We start from the raw sequence: 17,224 nt of genomic DNA, 5'->3' as shown, positions 1-17,224 counted from the left end.
CGTACCAGATTGGCACGTCCGGATTGGCGACGAGATACCGGGCGCTCATACACCCCGGCTGTTAACCATCTAAGACACGGATTCCCTTTGCCCTTTGCCTTTGGATAGCTATCGGGCAGCGACGGGGGCACCGGCCTTCAGGGGTGGATGTGCAAGAGTCCAGCCATGGATTTGAAACATGCGGAGACGTCTATCGGGCGGCGCCGACGATCTCGTCGAAGGCGTGCAGGACGCGGGCCTGGCTCTCGGCGAGCTGGCTTTCCAGCGCCTCGAAACTGGGCGCATTGCCGGCCCTGAGCAACAGCGTCTTGAGGCCCTGACTGGCCTCGGCGGGCTTGAACACGCCCTCCACGCAGACGCGGATGGCCTGGGTGAGATTGTGATTGAGTTCCAGCGCCGAGATCAGTTCGTCCACCTGCGCGGTGGGAAGCAGGCGCGCGGCGGCCACGGCTTCCAGCGAAGCGCGGGTATGCGTGTTCAGCACACCGGGGTGCTCCGCGCCATGGATGAGCTGGAGGTATTGGGCGATGAACTCGATGTCGATGAGCCCGCCCCGCACATGCTTCATCTCCCAGGGATCCCGGTCGGGAAATTCCTTCGCGATGCGGTCGCGCATATCGGCCACATCGACGGCGGTTTTCAGCCGGTCGCGCGGCATGGTCAGGATGTCGCGAACGCTTGCCTCCACATCCGCGATCAGGTCGTCGGGTCCGGCGATGGGGCGAGCGCGGGTCAGCGCCATATGCTCCCATGTCCAGGCTTCCGTCGTCTGGTAGCTTCTGAAGGCATCGAGCGGGGTCGCGATCGGTCCCGCATTGCCGGAGGGGCGCAGGCGCATATCGACTTCGTAGAGCTTTCCCTCCGCCGTCGGCGCCGTCAGCGCGCTGATGAGCTGCTGACAGATGCGCGCATAATATTGCGAGGCATAGAGCGGCTTCGCCCCGTCCGATTCCGCGTCCGGCGCGGGAACGTCGTAAAGCACGATGAGATCGAGGTCGGACGAGGCGCTCATTTCCTCGCCGCCGAGCTTGCCCATGCCGAGAACACAGAAGCGTCCGCCGGGAATGCGGCCATGGCGCTCTGCGACCTTCTCCTCCGCCGCGGGGGCCAGCGCCGCGATCAGTTCCCCGGCAAGCGCCGCATAGGCCGGCCCCGCCTCCTCCGCGTCGGCGCTTCCCGTCAGCACACGCACACCGAGCCGGAAGCGGTATTCCCGCGCCCAGACGCGCGAGAAATCCAGCATGTCCTGATAGTCGACCGCGTGGACGAGCTGCGATTGCAGGCTCTCGCGCAATTCTTCCCGCCCCGGCAGCACCTTGAAGAAGTCCGGGTCGATCACCGCTTCCAGCACGCGCGGGTTCTGGCTCAGATAGGTCGCCAGCTTCGGCGCCGTGCCGCAGATCCCGGCCAGCAGGTCCAGCAGATGCGGGTTGGAATAGAACATCGAAAAAAGCTGCACGCCCGCGGGCAGGCCGCGCATGAATTTGTCGAAGCGCGAAAAGGCTGTATCCGGGTTCGCCGTCCGCGAGAGGGCGCGCAGCAATGCGGGCATGAGGTCCGTCAGCAATTCGCGCGAGCGCGTGGTGCGCGTCGCCGCGAAACGGCCCGAATGCCAGGCGCGGATCGCCTCCGACATTTGCGAGGCATGGGTAAAGCCCATGCTCCGCAATGTTTCCAGCGTGTCGGGGTCGTCGTCGATACCGGTGAAAACGAGGCTGCCGCTTTCTTCCGCGAGTGGCGGCGCGGTCTCGAACAGAAGCGCGTAATGCCCCTGCACCGTGCCCAGCGTCTTCTTCACCTCGGCGGCAAACGCCTCCGCGTCCTCATATCCCATGAAGGCGGCGATCTGCGCGATGCCCTCGTCGGTTGCGGGCAGAGTATGCGTCTGCTCGTCGGCGACCATCTGGATGCGATGTTCCAGCGTGCGCAGGAAACGATAGGCGGCTTTCAGTTCCTCCGCCGTTTCCGCTTCGATCCATTGCTGGCGCGCCAGCTCGTCCAGCATCTCCATCGTCTTCTTGCCGCGCAGCGCATGTTCGCGCCCTCCGGCGATGAGCTGCTGCGTCTGCACGAAGAACTCGATTTCGCGAATACCGCCCCGGCCGAGCTTGATGTTGTGCCCCGCCACCGCAATCGTTTCATGCCCACCGACGGCGTGGATCTGCCGCTTCATGGAATGAATGTCGTCGATGGCCGCGAAGTCGAGATTGCGCCGCCAGATATAGGGCTCGATGAATTTCAGGAAGCGCCCGCCCGCTTCCATGTCGCCTGCCACGGGACGCGCCTTGATGAAGGCGGCGCGCTCCCAGTTCTGGCCCCGGCTTTCGTAATATGATTCCGCCGCCGGCAGCGAAACGGCGACCGGCGTGCCGCCCGGATCGGGCCGCAGACGCAGATCGGTGCGGAAGACATAGCCGTCCTCGGTGCGCTCCTGCAGCAGCTTCACGAGGTCGCGCGTTACCCGCACGAAGAACTCGCCATGGTCGAGGCCGTCCTTCAGCGGCATCTGGTCGGGCTCGTAGAAGACGACGAGATCTATGTCGGAGGAATAATTGAGCTCGCCCGATCCGTATTTCCCCATGCCGAGAATGACGAGCCCGCTGCCCTCTTCCAGCGCTTCGTCGGGCCCGCGCCGGATCTGACCGCGCGTCGCGGCCTCGCGCAGCAGGAAGGTCACGCCCGCCTGCACACAGGCATCGGCGAAATCGGTGAGCGCGGCCGTCACGCTTTCGAGCGGCCAGACGCCTGCGAGGTCGGCCAGTGCCACCAGGAGAGCCGCTTCCGACTTCGCTTCGCGCAAGGCCTTCATCAGCCCGGGCCGGCTTTCGGACAGGGCCGCCGCCTTCACGCGGTCGATGATACGGGTGAGATTGTCCCGCGGCGCTTCGTTGAAAAGCGCAGGCAGGCGTTCGGGATAGCGCAGCATGAGACGGCCGAGAAAAGGCGAATCCGCGCAAATACCGCCGATGAGCGCGCGCGGGATATCGTTCTTCAGCAAGACGCCCAGCGCCTTGCCCTCTTTCCCGTCCAGCCGTTCCGCCGCGGCCTGAAGGTCGGTAAGGCCGTGTTCGGCGCGCTCGAGGTCATGGGCGGTCAATGCCGGCTTGGCGGTCTCGATCAACGCGCCGTCGACATGCTTCCACATCCCTGTCCCCTTGCCGATATACCGTTCCTACCGGCCCGATACCGGCAGGTGAAGGGCTACCACAAGGCCGGGGGCGTTGTCTTCCAGCGTGACGCGCCCGCCATGCAGCCGCGCGACGGCGGCGACAAGGCTCAGGCCCAGGCCGGAGCCGGGTGTGTTGCGGCTGGCTTCCAGCCGCACGAAACGCTCCAGCACATGGCTGCGCTCCGCCTCGGGAATGCCGGCGCCATGGTCGGCCACCGAGACGACCACCCCGCGTCCCGGCTTTTCCGGGTCCGTCGCCACGGTGACGGTGATCGCCGCCGCCTCGCTCTGCGGGGAAACGGGCCGGCCATGCTTGATCGCATTGTCGAGCAGATTGGCGACGGCCTGCGAGAGAAGCTCGCGATTGCCGCGAATGCTCATCCCTTCCTGTGCCTCGATGCGCAGCGTCAGATCGTTTTCTTCCGCCACCGGCTCGTAAAGTTCGGCGACATCCTGCACCACATTTGCCGGATCGACCCATGTCATGCTCTCGCGCAGCGCACCGGCTTCGGCGCGCGCGATCATCAGCAGCGCGTTGAACGTGCCGAGAAGCTGGTCGGCTTCGGCAATCGTCCGCTCCAGCGCCATGCGGTAGTCCGCGGGAGATGAATCGTGCATCAGCGTGACTTCGAGGCGGTTGCGCAGGCGATTGAGCGGGCTTCTCAGATCATGCGCGATATTGTCCGTCACCTGACGCATGCCCGTCATCAGCGCCTCGATCTGGTCGAGCATCTCGTTGAGGTTTCCGGCAAGCTGGTCCAGTTCGTCGCCCGATCCGGAAATGGGCAGGCGCTGGGACAGGTCGCCCTGCATGATGTCGCGGCTGGTCTGGTTGATGTCGTCCACGCGCGCCAGCATGTTGCGGCTCATGAAGAGGCCGCCGACAAGGCCCAGCGCCACGGTAAGCACGATGGCCCAGACAAGCGAATTGGTGATGAGGTCCTCGATCTCGCGGCGCTCCTGCACGTCGCGGCCGACCAGCAGGTAATAGCCTTCCGGCAGGTAAAAGGCGCGGGCGCGCGCGGCCTTTACCTCTTCCCGGCCGTCGATGGTCTTGCGGCGATAGTCGAAATCGAACCAGCCGTCGGGGCCGGGCCGTACATTGGGCTTGCCGTTCAGCGTGCCCGCCAGCACGCGGCCCGCCGGATCGAGGACGAGATAGATGCTCTGGCCCGGATCGCGCGATCGCTGAATGACGGTATGAACGAGAAGCGGCAGCCCGCCTTGCGCATATTGTTCGGCAAGGCCGGTAATCTCCGCCTGGACGGCCTCGTCGGTCTGGCGGCCCAGAAAGCCGGCCGTGTTCCAGTAGACATAGGCCAGCACCGTGATCGCCGAGGCTGCGAACAGCGCCAGATAGATGACCGCCAGACGGAAGGTCGAGGTCCTGAGGAGATTAGTCAGCAGCACGTAGCGAGTATCCGGCCCCTCGGATCGTGTGCAGGAGCGGCTGCTCGAAATTCTTGTCGATCTTGGCTCTCAGCCGCGAAATATGCACATCGATCACATTGGTTTGCGGGTCGAAATGATATTCCCAGACATTCTCAAGCAGCATCGTCCGGGTGACCACCTGTCCCGCATGTTTCATCAGATACTCTAGCAGACGAAACTCCCGGGGCTGCAAATCTATATCCTGGCCTTCCCGCGTCACCTTGCGGGCCAGAAGGTCCACTTCAAGATCGCCGACCTGAAGCCGCGTGCGAACCTGGTCGGGATTGGCCCGGCGCACCAGCACCTCGATGCGCGCCAGCAGTTCCGCGAAGGCATAGGGCTTGGTGAGATAGTCGTCGCCACCGGCCTTCAGGCCCTTGATGCGGTCGTCCACCTCGCCCAGCGCCGAGAGGAAGAGCACCGGGGTACGGTTTCCTTCCTCGCGCAGCGTCTCCACCACGCTCAAGCCGTCGCGCTTGGGCAGCATACGATCGACGATCATCACGTCGAAGGAACCGGAAAGTGCAAGCGTCAGGCCTTCTTCGCCGTCGGCGGCATGGTCGACGATATGGCCGCTTTCCTTCAAACCCTTCACGACATAGGCCGCCGCTTCCAGGTCGTCCTCGATCACCAGTATCCGCATGAGATTACCTCGCATGGGCGCGGGCCGGCGCGATGCCCCGGCCCGCTTCCCGGCTTACTTCTTTTCCTTGACCGAAAGCGCCACGAAGCGCTGCTGGTCGTCATTGCGCAGCAGGAGCATCACGGAGCTCTTGCCGTCCTTTTGCGCGGCCTTCACCGCCGCCACGACGTCTTCGGGCTTCTTCACATCCTTGCCCGAGACATTGACGATGATATCGCCGGGGCGGACGCCCTTTTCGGCCGCGTCGCTGTCGCGGTCGACATCGGTCACCGTGACCCCGTCATCGCCGGCGGTGAGCGAAAGGCCCAGCGTATCCACGCTGCCCTGCCCCTGAGGCGCACTGCCGCCGTCGGAGGACAGGTCGACATTGTCGGGATAGGTGCCGATCTTGACCGTGATCGTCTTTTCCCGGCCGTCACGCCAGATGCGCAGCGGCGCATTCTCGTCCGGCTTCAGGTCGGCCACCTCCCGCGTCACGTCGCGCACGTCTTCCATCGTCTTGCCGTTGACGGAAAGGATCACGTCGCCCGCCTTGACGCCGTATGTCTGGGCCGGGCCGTCCTTGGTGACCTGCGCCACAAGCGCGCCCTTGGGCTCCTTGAGCTGCAGGCTGGCGGCCATGTCCTCGTCGACGGGCTGGATCACCACGCCGAGCCAGCCGCGCGTCACCTTGCCGTCGTCCTTCAGGTCTTCCACCACCTTTTCCGCGATGGTGGAGGGGATGGCGAAGCCGATGCCGACGCTGCCGCCCGTGGGCGAGAAGATGGCCGTATTCACGCCCACCACATTGCCATGCACGTCGAAGGTCGGACCGCCGGAATTGCCCTTGTTGATGGGCGCGTCGATCTGGATGAAATCGTCATAGGGACCGGCGCCGATCTCGCGTCCGCGCGCGGAGACGATGCCCGCGGTCACCGACCCGCCAAGCCCGAAGGGGTTGCCCACGGCAAGCACCCAGTCGCCCACGCGCAGCCCGTCGGAATCGCCGAACTTCACGAAAGGAAGCGCCTTTTTCGGCTCGACCTTGATGAGGGCGAGGTCGGTCTTGGGGTCCGTGCCGATGAGCTTGGCCGACAATTCGTCGCCATTCTTGCGGATCACGGTGATCTTGGCGTTTTTCAGCTTGTCCCTGGCCTCGCCGCCGACCACGTGATTGTTGGTCACCACATACCCGTCGGCGGAAATGATGAAGCCGGAGCCCAGCGCCCGCGCCTTGCGGGTGAGCGGCTTGCCGTCCTTGCCCTTGGGCTGCAGGTCGCGGAAGAATTTCTCGAACGGACTGCCGGGCGGGAACGGCAGATCCGGCATGCCGTTATTCTGCACTTCCTCTTCGGCGTCCACGCGGATCGACACCACGGCCGGGCTCACCTTCTCCACCAGGTCGGCAAAGGAAGGCAGAGACTGAAGAGCCGATTTGGACGGCGCGGCGGCCTGCGTGTCCAGCGGCTCCTGAGCCAGCGCGGGCGCGGCCTGAAGACCGATAAGCCCTGCGACGGCGAAGGCTGCCACCGCCAGGCGCATCTTGCCTGCCGGCTTCTGCGCCGAACTCCGTCCGCCTGTTTCTGCGGCGTATTCCATACTGGATAACTCCTGTCACTTCGATGAGTGTTGCCTCGCCCGGTCTTTCCGTGCCGGGTCCGTGATCTGCCACCCCTGCCCGATATGGGGGGATACCCGTTTGCTCTCTATCGGAGAGCATGCTTTCCATTCCCTTTCTCAATCATGAAAGAGACATTACAAGCCGGTAACCATCAATCATGGCGACAGCATGACGGGCCTAACCGACAATTTTGGTCGGAATATGCATTTCATGCGTGATGGTCCGGTGAACCGGACATTTATCCGCGATCTCCAGGAGCTTCTCGCGCTGCGCCTCGTCGAGATCGCCGGACAGGGCGATGTCGCGCGTCAGCACCTCGATCATGCCCGTTCCGGTTTCGCAGTCCGCGCAGTCCTCCGCGTGGACCCGCTCATGTGTCAGGTCCACCCGCACCCGCTCCAGCGGCCATTTCTTGCGGTCGGCATACATGCGCAGCGTCATGGAGGTGCAGGTGCCCAGAGCCGCGAGCAGCAGGTCATAGGGCGTCGGGCCGCTATCCATGCCGCCCAGATCCTCCGGTTCGTCCGCCGTCAGCACATGGCCGCGCACGAGAACGCGCTGCTGGAGCTTGCCCGCGCGCGTTTCCTCCACGCGGACGATCCCGTTCTCCACCGGCTCCGTCGCAGCCTCCTCGCCCTGCTCGTCGATGAAACGCGACGCCCAGGCGCTCATCACATCGGCGACATAGACCGCGTCCTTCCTGCGGCTCAGCAGATGGTCGGCATCGTCCAGCGAGACGAAACTCTTGGGGTGTTTCGCCGCGACGAAAATATCCGTCGCATTGTCGATGGAGACGATCTCGTCCCTCGGCGCATGGAAAACGATCAGCGCCTTTTTCATATGGGCGATCTCGCCGGCCAGCGCCCGGCCTTCGATGTCGTCGAGGAATTGCTTGCGGATGCGGAACGGCCTGCCGCTCAGCATCACCTCCGCCTCGCCCGCGCTTTCGATCTCGTCCAGGCTGGCGTTCAGATGCGCCTTCACATGCTCGGCGCTGGAGGGCGCGGCAATGGTCGCCACCGCGCGCGCTTCCGGCATGCGATGCGCCGCCGCCAGCACCGCCGCCCCGCCCAGGCTGTGACCGATGAGAAGCGCGGGCGCCTCATATTCCTCGCGCAGAAAATCCGCCGCGGCGATCAGGTCCTGCACATTGGAGGTGAAATTGGTATTGGCGAAATCCCCGTCGGAATCGCCCAGCCCGGTAAAGTCGAAACGCAGCACCGCAATGCCCCGCGCGGCCAGCGCCTGCGAAATCCGGCTCGCCGCGAAGACATCCTTGGAACAGGTGAAGCAATGCGCAAACAGCGCATAGGCGCGGACGCGGTCCTTTGGGCTGTCGAGCCGCGCGGCCAGATCGCCTCCCTCGGCGCTCTTGAAGGTGACTTTCTGCGTGCGAATGGCGCTATCCGTCATGAAGGCCTCTTTCCGTTCGGGACGGTCACTCTAGCTGCAAGCCGACCGCTTTCGAAGGGCCGCCGCGTCATCCGCCGGATAGCTCGGTATCCAGCAGCCGGGCCAGTTCGTCCGCCGCGGTGAGAATCGGGGCCGCGCTTCGCTCCACCCGCGCCTGGACCAGCGAGCCCTGCAAGGCGGATATGCAAAGCACGGCCAGCCTTTCGGCCCTGGCGCGCGCAAACCCGTCCGCGACAAGTTTATCCGTCAAAATCTTCAATCTTGCGGCATATGCGTTCCGGCCGGCCTTGGAAACAACGCGCTCTCTCGGCGCGAGTTCCAGCAGCACGGTCGTGATGGGGCACCCGTCGCGGTATCCCGATTTCTTCATCCAGCCCGCGAGCTGATTTGCATGGCGGATCAGCAGATCGCCGGCCGTCGGCGCGTCGCCGGCCAGTTCGGCAAGCGTGTCGGCGACGCGGTGTCCCGCCTCCTCCACCGCGGCCACGGCAATCGAGACCTTGCCGTCGGGGAAGTAGTGATAGAGCGAGCCTTTCGGCGCGCCGCTCGCATCGACAATGTCGTTCAGGCCCGTCCCGGCATAGCCCTGCCGACGAAATAACGTAACGGCGGCATTGATAATCGGCTGTCTGTGTTTCGGCGCTGCGGACAAGGCCCGTTCTCCCGTCGATGAATCTCTCACGAATTATATTGACTGGTCTACATGGTGCAAGCATTGCTGTCTCCGAAACACAGAGCACGGATGAACTTCTTGCAGAGGAGAGACTGTCATGAGTGCGACGCCGCCGGCCGGAGAGGCCAAATCCGAAACCCTTGTAGACACGGCGGCGCAGCTTGCGCTGATGCTTGCCCATTCCACACCGATGCCCATGCGTCCGCAGGATGAACATCTGCTGGACGGGCTTGAAGGTTTCCGCTTCGGGCCGGACAAGAGCCGCCTTGCCTGGTCGGTCGGTCAGGGACCGCTCGTCTTGATGGTACATGGCTATGGCGGCCGCGGCGTACAGATGGCAGGCCTTGCCCGCTTTCTCTCTCGGGACGGATATCGTTGCGTCTTCTTCGACGCGGGCGGGCATGGGGATTCCCGGAACGAACGGGTCGGGTTTCACACCTTCATCAATGATGTGCGCGATCTCACCCGCGCCGTTGGGGAGCCGATTTACGCCTGGATCGGTCATTCCGCCGGTGGTCTCGCCATGATGCGGGCGCGCACGCTCTACCGGGTTCACGCGGAACGCTATGTCTGCATTTCGGCCCCGCTCTACCCCTATGTCCCGCTCGACAGTTTCAGGCAGCAGGCGGGAGCGGATGACGAGACGCTCGAATACGTCAAACCGATCCTGGCGGAGCAGTTCCAGACGACATGGACGGCGCTGACCAAGGGACAGTCCTACCAGCCTGAAGACGATGCGCGCTTGCTCGCCATTTACGACAGGGACGATGAAAAGGTCCGGCATGAAGATGCGGACCGGATCGCCGAGCTGTGGCCCGGCACATCCGTCATGAAGACCGAAACCTATGGCCATAACCGCATCCTCCGCGCTCAGGAAGTGTGGGACGCGGTGGCCGGCTTCCTTCAGCCGGACAGTTAGGCGACGGGACTATGACGAGCGCTCGTCATTCCGGCGGATCGTTCTTCACGATTTCGTCGAGGCGGCGGCGCTCGGCTTCGCTGAGCGCCGGATTGCCGGTCGCGTTTTCGTCGCGGCGGGACGAGCGGCGCAGGAAGAGGACGATCCCGACGGCGCCGCCCAGCAGGATCGCGCCCGGCCCGAGCCATAAGAGCCATGTCGCGGGCTGGAAAGGCGGCCTCATCAGCACGAATTCGCCATAGCGCGCGACGAGATACTGCTTCACTTCCTCATTCGTGTCGCCGGCAAGGATGCGTTTGCGCACCAGCATGCGCAGATCCTTGGCAAGTTCCGCATCCGAATCGTCGATGGATTCGTTCTGGCAAACCAGGCAGCGCAACTCTTTCGAGACTTCGCGCGCCCGCGCCTCGAGCCCGGGATCGGACAGCTTCTCGTCCGGCGAAATGACGGCGAAGGCGGTCGCCGGCGTCAGCGCGAACAGCAATGCGAAGAGGAATGCGCTGAGCTTCATCGGTCACTCCGCGGGCGCGGCTGCGCTGCGCCCTTTGGTCCGGGCCCGCTGCGGCGCGCCGACGCGCAGCCGACGGTCGGTCAGCGATACGAGGCCGCCCAGCGCCATCACCATGCCGCCCAGCCAGATGAACGGCGCAAGCGGGTTCACATAGGCCCGCAAGGCCCATTCGCCCGCGCGGTTGCCCTCGCCCAGCACGACATAGAGATCGGAGAAGCCGGTCGTGTAGATGGCGGGCTCGGTCTTTTCCTGTCGCTCGGTCGGATAGCGGCGGCGCTCGGGCAGCAGGAAGGTCACGAACTCGCCGCCCCTTTCCACGCGCACCACGCCGGTCGTCGCATCGTAGTTCGGCCCGCCGCGCGTACCGACCTTTTCAAGCGTCAGCTCGTAGCCGGAAATCGAGGTCGTTCCCCCTTCGGGCAGGGCCACGATGCGTTCCGACTTCCAGGCCGTCACGCCGACAATGCCCGCCACCGCGATGCCGAGACCGCCATGGGCAAGCATGGTTCCCCATGCGGCGCGCGGCAGGCCGCGGGCACGGCGCCAGCTTTCGCCGGCCGGCGCGGTGAAGAGTTTCACGCGCCAGGCGATTTCCGACAGCGCACCGATAACGAGCCAGACCGCCACGCCCATGCCGATGGGCGCAAGCCACGGCCCGTCGCTCACCACGCCGTAGAGCACGAGGCAGACGACGAAGGCGGCACCGGCGGCGAAGATCAGGCGCTGTCCGGCCGCGACGATGTCGCCGCGCTTCCAGCTCATCATCGGGCCGAACGGCACCATGACGAGCAGCGGCGCCCAGAGCGGCACGAATGTCGTGTTGAAGAAAGGCGGCCCCACGGTGATCTTCGGCCCGCCGACCGCATCGAGCAGCAAGGGGTAGAGCGTGCCGATGAACACCGCCGCCGCCGACGCCGTAAGCAGAAGGTTGTTGAACAGCAGCGCGCCCTCGCGGCTGATCGGCGCGAAGAGACCGCCGGTCTTCAGCATCGGCGCGCGCCAGGCATAAAGCGTCAGCGATCCGCCGACGAAAACGCCGAGGATCGCCAGCACGAAGACGCCGCGCGCCGGGCTCACCGCGAAGGCGTGGACCGATGTCAGCACGCCGGAGCGCACGAGGAAGGTGCCCACCAGCGAGAGCGAGAAGGCGAGGATGGCGAGCAGGATGGTCCAGCTTTTGAGTGCGCCGCGCTTTTCGGCGACGATGGCCGAATGCAAGAGCGCCGTGCCCGCCAGCCATGGCATGAGCGAGGCGTTTTCTACCGGGTCCCAGAACCAGAACCCGCCCCAGCCCAGTGTGTAGTAGGCCCACCACGACCCCATCGCGATGCCGATGGTCAGCGCCAGCCAGGCCGCCAGCGCCCAGGGTCTGACCCAGCGCGCCCAGGCCGCGTCCACCCGGCCTTCCATCAGCGCGGCGATGGCGAAGCTGAAGGTCATGGAAAACCCGACATAGCCCGCATAGAGCCAGGGCGGATGAAAGGCGAGCGCGCGGTCCTGCAGAATGGGATTGAGCCCCGCCCCCTCGAAGGGAGCCGGGTCGAGCCGCAGGAAGGGATCGGAGGTGGCGAGGATGAAGAGCAGGAAGGCCACGCCGACCGAGCCCTGCACGGCGAGCACGTTCGCCTTCAGGCGGTCGGGCAGATTGCGGCCGAACAGCGCCACCAGCGCGCCGTAAAGCGCGAGGATCAGCACCCAGAGAACCATGGAGCCTTCATGATTTCCCCAGACACCGGAAATCTTGAAGATGAGCGGCTTGTCCACCGCCGAATTGTTGGCGACGAGCGCGACCGAGAAATCGGAAACCACAAAGGCGAGCGTGAGCGCCAGAAAGGCGATGGCAACCAGCGCGAGCTGGGCCAGCGCGGCGGGCGTTCCGACGCGCATCATCGCGTGATCGCCTTTCCACGCGCCATAGGCCGGCAGGATCATCTGGACCAGTGCCACGGCCAGCGCGAGTACGAGGGCGAAATGACCTGTCTCGGCAATCACGGATAGGCCCCCTCTCCGTATTTTTCGGCGTGGGGTCTGCCGGATCCTTCCTCGCCCTGCCAGTCGCCGCGTTTCTTCAGCGCCTCGGCCACTTCGGGCGGCATGTAGTTTTCGTCATGCTTGGCCAGCACGCTATCGGCCCTGAAGCTGCCGTCGGGCCGCAGCTCGCCCTCGGCCACCACGCCCTGCCCCTCGCGGAACAGGTCGGGCAGGATGCCGCTGTAGTGAACGCGGATGCTGTCGCCGAAATCGGTGATCGTGAAGATCACGTCGGTGGAGCCGTCCTTCACGACCGAGCCCGGCTGCACAAGCCCGCCCAGCCTCAGCCTTTCGCCGGGACCGATGGCCTTTTCCGCGATGTCGCTCGGGCTGTAGAAGAAGACGATGCTGTCGCGCATGGCATTCAGCACGAGCGCGACGGCGATCCCGAGAATGGCCAGTCCGAGGACGATGAAGGCGGCGCGGCGCTGCTTGCGCGTCATATGGGGTCCCATGCTTGCTGGAAGATCGGGTCTCCGGAAAATCCGGGGCAAGATATAGCGCCCGCTCCCGCCTCATCAAAACGCAAATCGTCGCGGTTTGCGCGCTAAGGCCACAGTTTTTCAGGGGTTATTTGCTGTCCGCGCAGCGTGAGCGGCAGGTCGAGCGCCCAATTCCCCTCATCGGCCAGCGCGAGCAGCGCATCCATGCGGTAGACGGTGCGATGCAGCAGGCGATTGGCGTGGCCTGCGAGCCAGGCGCGGCGGGTATGGAGATAGCTTTGCGTCCAACTGCGCGCACCGCGGCTTGTCGGGGTGCCCGCCGCCCCGATCGTACGGTCGCGCATCCGAGCCCATGAGCCATGGATGTAACTGTCATAGACCGTGGCGACGCTCAGCGCCTCCTCCAGCCCCAGCCGCGCCGCCTCACGCGACGCGGGCGTCCAGAAGAGCCTGTCGAAAAACGCATCCTGCACATGCCGCATGACGGGATCCGCGCCCGCCTCGCGCAGCCGCGCGCAAAAGACATCGTCCGTATCCAGCGCGTCGTCGCGCGCGGCCAGTTTCGGCAGATAGGGCGCAAGATCCGCGGCACGGGCCGCCTCCGGCGCCGCGCAATAGGCGTCGACCAGCTTGTGAAGATTGCCGCTTGCGCGCGTCGTTTGCGACCGCCCATAGGTCAGCCCGCCACTGTCGCCCGCGAGCCGGGTCACGCTGGCATAGTCGCCCTGCACATGGCCCGTCTCGAAGATATTGACGATGGCCTGTGCCGTTCGTTTCTGGAGATCGTTCAGCATCATCCGCTCCCTGTCCTGTCCGAACGATCAGGATAGGAAGCGCATGAAAGACGGGGATTAGTTCGCGCCGGGGGCCTGCTGCGTCCGGGCGGCCGCGTCGAGCTGTTTCAGCGCATCGCGATCGTCGGCGAATTGCGTCTTCGCTCTCTTGAGCGCGGCGTCCGCCTTCCCGTCGTCGCCAAGCACCCGATAGGCGCGAATGAGGCGCTGCCAGCCTGCCAGGTCGCCGGGCTCGTCTTCCAGCTTCGATGCCAGACGCGCCACCATGCCTTCGATCATCTGACGGCGCTGCTCGGGGCTCAACCGGCTTGCCGCATCCACATCGGCGGCGCTCGGGCCGGGAGGCGTTTTCGCGGCCGGGGCGCCGGATTTCAGTTCGGCAAGCCGTGCCTTCAGCCCCGGCAGCCAGGGCGCATCCTCCGGCGCCGTATCGACAAGCCGCTGCCAGCGCGTTTCCGCCGCCTGTTTCTTGCCGTCCTCGACTTCGGCAAGGCCCAGATAATAATTCGCCTTGGGGTGCCCCGGATTGAGCTTCACCGCGTCGCGAAAATCCTCCCGCGCGGCGTCGGTCACCTCGCCGCGCGCACCGAGAACGCGCAATTGCCCGCGCTCTGCATAGAGGTCCGCACTCTCGCCTCTGATTGCCATCAACCTGCCGACCGCCGCGACGGCTTTATCCGCCTGGCCGATGCGCATATAGGCGGGCGCCAGCACCGCCCAGCCCTGGGCGTCGTCGGGATGTTCCTTCAGGTGCCGCTCCACCTTGGCGATGAGGCCCGGCAGCGGCAATTCCTGCGCCGGCTTGTCGAGACGCGCGAGCAACGGCTGGTCGGGAATGTCGGGGGCGCCGCGCATGAGATAGATGCCGAGCGAGAAAAGCGGCACGAGCACGATGATGCCCAGCGCGACCCATTTATGTCCGGCCGCGCCGGTCGCCTTCTCCGGCTCGCCCTTGCGGGCTTCCTCATCCGCGGCAAGCAGGCGCCGGGAGACTTCCAGCCGCGCGGATTCCGCTTCCGCCTCGCCGATCGTGCCGCGCGAAAGGTCGCGGTCGATTTCGGCAAGCTGGTCGCGATAAAGCGTCACCTCGAATTCGGCTTCGGAAGCGGGCGCATCCTTGGGCGCGGCCATAAGCGGGCGCAGCACGGCCCAGATGGCCGCGCCGGTGAGCACCGCAAAGATGAGCCACACGGCCATGCCTGCAAAATCGAATGCCAAAACTCGTCTCCTCGGGCCGCGTGTGTCTGAACCTGGCTGCCGCCACCGGGCCCGAGATATAGAGGCTTGAGACGCTCGCGGAAAGCGGCGAGGCGCCGCAGGCCTTGCGCGCGGCTGTGGCCCGGTTACCCTTCCCGCCCAGATCGGCCTTCGGGACGATATCAAGAGAAACGTCAGGAACCGGACCCATCCATGCTTCGTTATCTGAAAACGGGCCTCGCGGCCCTCGCAGGCCTCGTCGCGCTCGTATTGGCCGTCATTCTCGTGCGCGGAGCGATGGAAGCGCCCGCCCCGGCCGATCCCGCCCCTATCCTCGCCGCGGCGAAAACCTATGACGTCCAGATCGAGCGGGACGAATACGGCATTCCCCATATTTCGGGGCCGCGCGACGCGGATGTCGCCTTCGGACTCGGTTTTGCCCATTCGGAAGACGATTTCTCCACCATCCAGAATGTCGCCATCGCCACCCGTGGCAAGCTCGCCGCCTATAAGGGCAAGGAAGCGGCCATTACCGACTATCTGGTCCGCCTGATGGGCGTGTGGGACACGGTGAATGCGAATTACGACAAGCTGCCGGAAGATCTGCGCGAGGTTCTGGAAGCCTATGCCGAAGGCGTGAACTTCTACGCCGTGAAGCATCCCGACGAGGTGGATACGGGGTTCCTGCCTTTCACCGGCAAGGATGTGGCGGCGGGGTTCGTCTTCAAGACGCCGTTCTTCTACGGGCTCGACAAGACGCTGATCGCCGTTTTCGAAGGCCGCATCGGCAGCAAGTCGAAGGAACTTTCCAAACAGGAGAAGGACGCCTTCCTGCCCGGCGCCGCAAGGCTGCCCATCGGGTCCAACGGCGTGGCGGTCGCGCCCTCGCGCTCCGACGACGGCGTGACGCGCCTTCTCGTCAATTCGCACCAGCCCTATAGCGGGCCCGTCGCCTGGTACGAGGCGGAACTCCACAGCGCAGAAGGCTGGCATGTCTCCGGCGGCTTCTTCCCCGGTTCGCCCTTCATGCTGCACGGTCACAACGAAAATCTGGGCTGGGCCAACACCGTCAACGAGCCGGACCTCGTCGACATCTACCGGCTCACCATCAACCCGGACGATGAGAACCAGTATCTTCTCGACGGAAAGTGGCGCGATTTCGAGAAGGAAACCGCCGAGATCAGGGTCGATCTCTGGGGGCCGTTCTGGTGGACGGTGGAACGCGACGTGCTGCGCTCCGAACACGGGCCGGTCCTGAAGACGCCCAACGGCTATTTCGCCGTGCGCTATGCGGGCCTCGGCGAATACCGGCAGGTGGAGCAATATTACCGGCTCGACAAGGCACGGAACCTCGACGAGTTCCTCGACGCCCTGAAGCTGCAGGCGCTGCCGAGCATCAACTATGTCTATGCCGACCGCGCGGGCAACATCGCCTATATCTACAATGCCCAGTTCCCGAAGCGGAAGCCGGGCTTCGACTGGCAAGGCGTGCTGCCGGGCGACCGGTCGGACCTGATCTGGCAGGACTACGTCCCCTTCGACGGCATCCCCAAATACGTCAATCCCGAAAGCGGCGTGCTCTTCAATGCCAACAACACGCCGTTCCGCGCCACAACACCCTCTTCCAATCTCGAGGCCTCGGCCTTTCCGGACTGGATGGGTATTCAGCGGGACATGACGAACCGGGCCTACCGGCTGGAAGAAACCTTCGGCGCCGACCCGCGGATCACGCGAGACGAATTCCGCGCCTACAAGTTCGACGTCGCCTATTCGGAAAAATCAGAGATGGCGAAGCTTCTGAAGAAGGTCGCCTCCGTCGATCCGGGCGACGACAAGGATCTTGCCGAGGCACAAAAGATCCTTCGCAACTGGGACATGCGCGCGACGAAGGACAGCCGAGGCGCCGCGCTCGCCATTCTGATGGCCGAACCCGTCGTCCATGCCGGCATCGTCGGCGAGACGCCGCCCGACCCGATGGACACGCTGCATGAGGCCATTACGCGGCTGAAAGAGCATTTCGGGCGGCTCGACCCGGCATGGGGCGAGGTCAATCGCCTCATCCGGGGCGATGTCGACCTGCCGGTCGCCGGCGGACCGGATCTCCTGCGCGCGATCTACGCGAAGAAGCTCGACGACGGACGGCTCAAGGCCATCGGCGGCGACACGCTTTTCATGTTCGTGGAATGGGATGCGGCGGGCAAGGTCAGCTCACGGAATGTCAGCCAGTTCGGCAGCGCCATGACCCGCCCCGCCTCGCCGCATTATGCGGACCAGACACCGCTCTATGCCGGCGAGGAAATGCGACCGGAACTCTTCACGGAGGCCGAGCTGAAAGGCCATGTCCGGGAAGCCTACCGGCCCGGCGAGCGGGACGGCGAGGCGTCGTCCGCGAACTGATGC

General features: G+C 64.9%; 13 protein-coding genes. 2 read left to right on the top strand and 11 right to left on the bottom strand.

Annotated features, from left to right (window positions below; all coding sequences use genetic code 11):
• Window positions 1–190: 190 nt before the first annotated feature.
• The 6 genes from FHS78_RS11025 to FHS78_RS11000 form a co-directional block, all read right to left on the bottom strand.
• Window positions 191–3,145 carry a bifunctional [glutamine synthetase] adenylyltransferase/[glutamine synthetase]-adenylyl-L-tyrosine phosphorylase gene (locus tag FHS78_RS11025; protein ID WP_167094178.1) on the bottom strand — a complete coding sequence of 985 codons (2,955 nt, stop codon included), beginning with the start codon at window positions 3,143–3,145 and terminating at the stop codon, window positions 191–193.
• 27 nt (window positions 3,146–3,172) lie between these two features.
• The gene (locus tag FHS78_RS11020) at window positions 3,173–4,579 is read right to left on the bottom strand and encodes an ATP-binding protein (RefSeq protein WP_167094176.1); all 1,407 of its coding nucleotides are present in this window, start codon (window positions 4,577–4,579) and stop codon (window positions 3,173–3,175) included.
• The gene (locus FHS78_RS11015; RefSeq protein WP_167094173.1) at window positions 4,566–5,243 is read right to left on the bottom strand and encodes a response regulator transcription factor; all 678 of its coding nucleotides are present in this window, start codon (window positions 5,241–5,243) and stop codon (window positions 4,566–4,568) included. Before FHS78_RS11015 ends, FHS78_RS11020 begins: the two co-directional genes overlap by 14 nt.
• Before the next feature lie 54 nt (window positions 5,244–5,297).
• Window positions 5,298–6,821 carry a DegQ family serine endoprotease gene (locus FHS78_RS11010; protein ID WP_246220453.1) on the bottom strand — a complete coding sequence of 508 codons (1,524 nt, stop codon included), beginning with the start codon at window positions 6,819–6,821 and terminating at the stop codon, window positions 5,298–5,300.
• Window positions 6,822–7,020: 199 nt separating this feature from the next.
• Entirely contained in the window at window positions 7,021–8,256 is a 1,236-nt protein-coding gene (locus FHS78_RS11005; protein WP_167094171.1) for a bifunctional alpha/beta hydrolase/OsmC family protein, read from the bottom strand.
• Between the two features lie 67 nt (window positions 8,257–8,323).
• Window positions 8,324–8,908, bottom strand: coding sequence for a TetR/AcrR family transcriptional regulator (locus FHS78_RS11000; RefSeq protein WP_167094169.1), 585 nt, complete (start codon window positions 8,906–8,908; stop codon window positions 8,324–8,326).
• A gap of 118 nt (window positions 8,909–9,026) precedes the next feature.
• Between FHS78_RS11000 and FHS78_RS10995 the strand changes: the two genes are divergently transcribed.
• Entirely contained in the window at window positions 9,027–9,848 is an 822-nt protein-coding gene (locus FHS78_RS10995; RefSeq protein ID WP_167094167.1) for an alpha/beta hydrolase, read from the top strand.
• Between the two features lie 25 nt (window positions 9,849–9,873).
• Here FHS78_RS10995 and FHS78_RS10990 read toward each other — a convergent pair whose 3' ends face one another.
• The 5 genes from FHS78_RS10990 to ccmI all read right to left on the bottom strand — a co-directional run bounded on the left by FHS78_RS10990 (window position 9,874) and on the right by ccmI (window position 14,845).
• Window positions 9,874–10,359, bottom strand: a complete 486-nt coding sequence (locus tag FHS78_RS10990; RefSeq protein WP_167094165.1) for a cytochrome c-type biogenesis protein — start codon at window positions 10,357–10,359, stop codon at window positions 9,874–9,876.
• A 3-nt stretch (window positions 10,360–10,362) separates the two neighbouring features.
• Complete coding sequence (locus tag FHS78_RS10985) at window positions 10,363–12,351, bottom strand: heme lyase CcmF/NrfE family subunit (RefSeq protein WP_167094163.1); 1,989 nt, start codon at window positions 12,349–12,351, stop codon at window positions 10,363–10,365.
• The gene (gene ccmE, locus FHS78_RS10980) at window positions 12,348–12,833 is read right to left on the bottom strand and encodes a cytochrome c maturation protein CcmE (protein ID WP_167094161.1); all 486 of its coding nucleotides are present in this window, start codon (window positions 12,831–12,833) and stop codon (window positions 12,348–12,350) included. The genes FHS78_RS10985 and ccmE overlap by 4 nt, the downstream gene beginning before the upstream one ends.
• 104 nt (window positions 12,834–12,937) lie before the next feature.
• Entirely contained in the window at window positions 12,938–13,630 is a 693-nt protein-coding gene (locus tag FHS78_RS10975; RefSeq protein WP_167094159.1) for a chitosanase, read from the bottom strand.
• A gap of 54 nt (window positions 13,631–13,684) precedes the next feature.
• Entirely contained in the window at window positions 13,685–14,845 is a 1,161-nt protein-coding gene (ccmI, locus tag FHS78_RS10970; protein ID WP_167094157.1) for a c-type cytochrome biogenesis protein CcmI, read from the bottom strand.
• A gap of 192 nt (window positions 14,846–15,037) precedes the next feature.
• On the opposite strand from ccmI, the gene FHS78_RS10965 reads away from it, so the two are divergent.
• Window positions 15,038–17,221: an acylase gene (locus tag FHS78_RS10965; RefSeq protein WP_167094156.1), complete on the top strand. Its 2,184-nt coding sequence runs from the start codon at window positions 15,038–15,040 to the stop codon at window positions 17,219–17,221.
• Window positions 17,222–17,224 lie beyond the last annotated feature (3 nt).

Origin of the sequence: Parvibaculum indicum (assembly GCF_011762095.1) — a bacterium.
Taxonomy (GTDB): Bacteria; Pseudomonadota; Alphaproteobacteria; order Parvibaculales; family Parvibaculaceae; genus Parvibaculum; species Parvibaculum indicum.
Note: the sequence above shows the minus strand (reverse complement) of the source record. Positions and strands in the feature narration are given on the sequence as shown.

Excerpts from the sequence above, each read along its gene's own strand:
- FHS78_RS11025 (WP_167094178.1), bottom strand. The coding sequence starts at position 3,145 with ATGTGGAAGCATGTCGACGGCGCGTTGATCGAGACCGCCAAGCCGGCA.
- FHS78_RS11015 (WP_167094173.1), bottom strand. The coding sequence starts at position 5,243 with ATGCGGATACTGGTGATCGAGGACGACCTGGAAGCGGCGGCCTATGTC.
- FHS78_RS11010 (WP_246220453.1), bottom strand. The coding sequence starts at position 6,821 with ATGGAATACGCCGCAGAAACAGGCGGACGGAGTTCGGCGCAGAAGCCG.
- FHS78_RS11005 (WP_167094171.1), bottom strand. The coding sequence starts at position 8,256 with ATGACGGATAGCGCCATTCGCACGCAGAAAGTCACCTTCAAGAGCGCC.
- FHS78_RS10995 (WP_167094167.1), top strand. The coding sequence starts at position 9,027 with ATGAGTGCGACGCCGCCGGCCGGAGAGGCCAAATCCGAAACCCTTGTA.
- FHS78_RS10990 (WP_167094165.1), bottom strand. The coding sequence starts at position 10,359 with ATGAAGCTCAGCGCATTCCTCTTCGCATTGCTGTTCGCGCTGACGCCG.
- ccmE (WP_167094161.1), bottom strand. The coding sequence starts at position 12,833 with ATGACGCGCAAGCAGCGCCGCGCCGCCTTCATCGTCCTCGGACTGGCC.
- FHS78_RS10975 (WP_167094159.1), bottom strand. The coding sequence starts at position 13,630 with ATGATGCTGAACGATCTCCAGAAACGAACGGCACAGGCCATCGTCAAT.
- FHS78_RS10965 (WP_167094156.1), top strand. The coding sequence starts at position 15,038 with ATGCTTCGTTATCTGAAAACGGGCCTCGCGGCCCTCGCAGGCCTCGTC.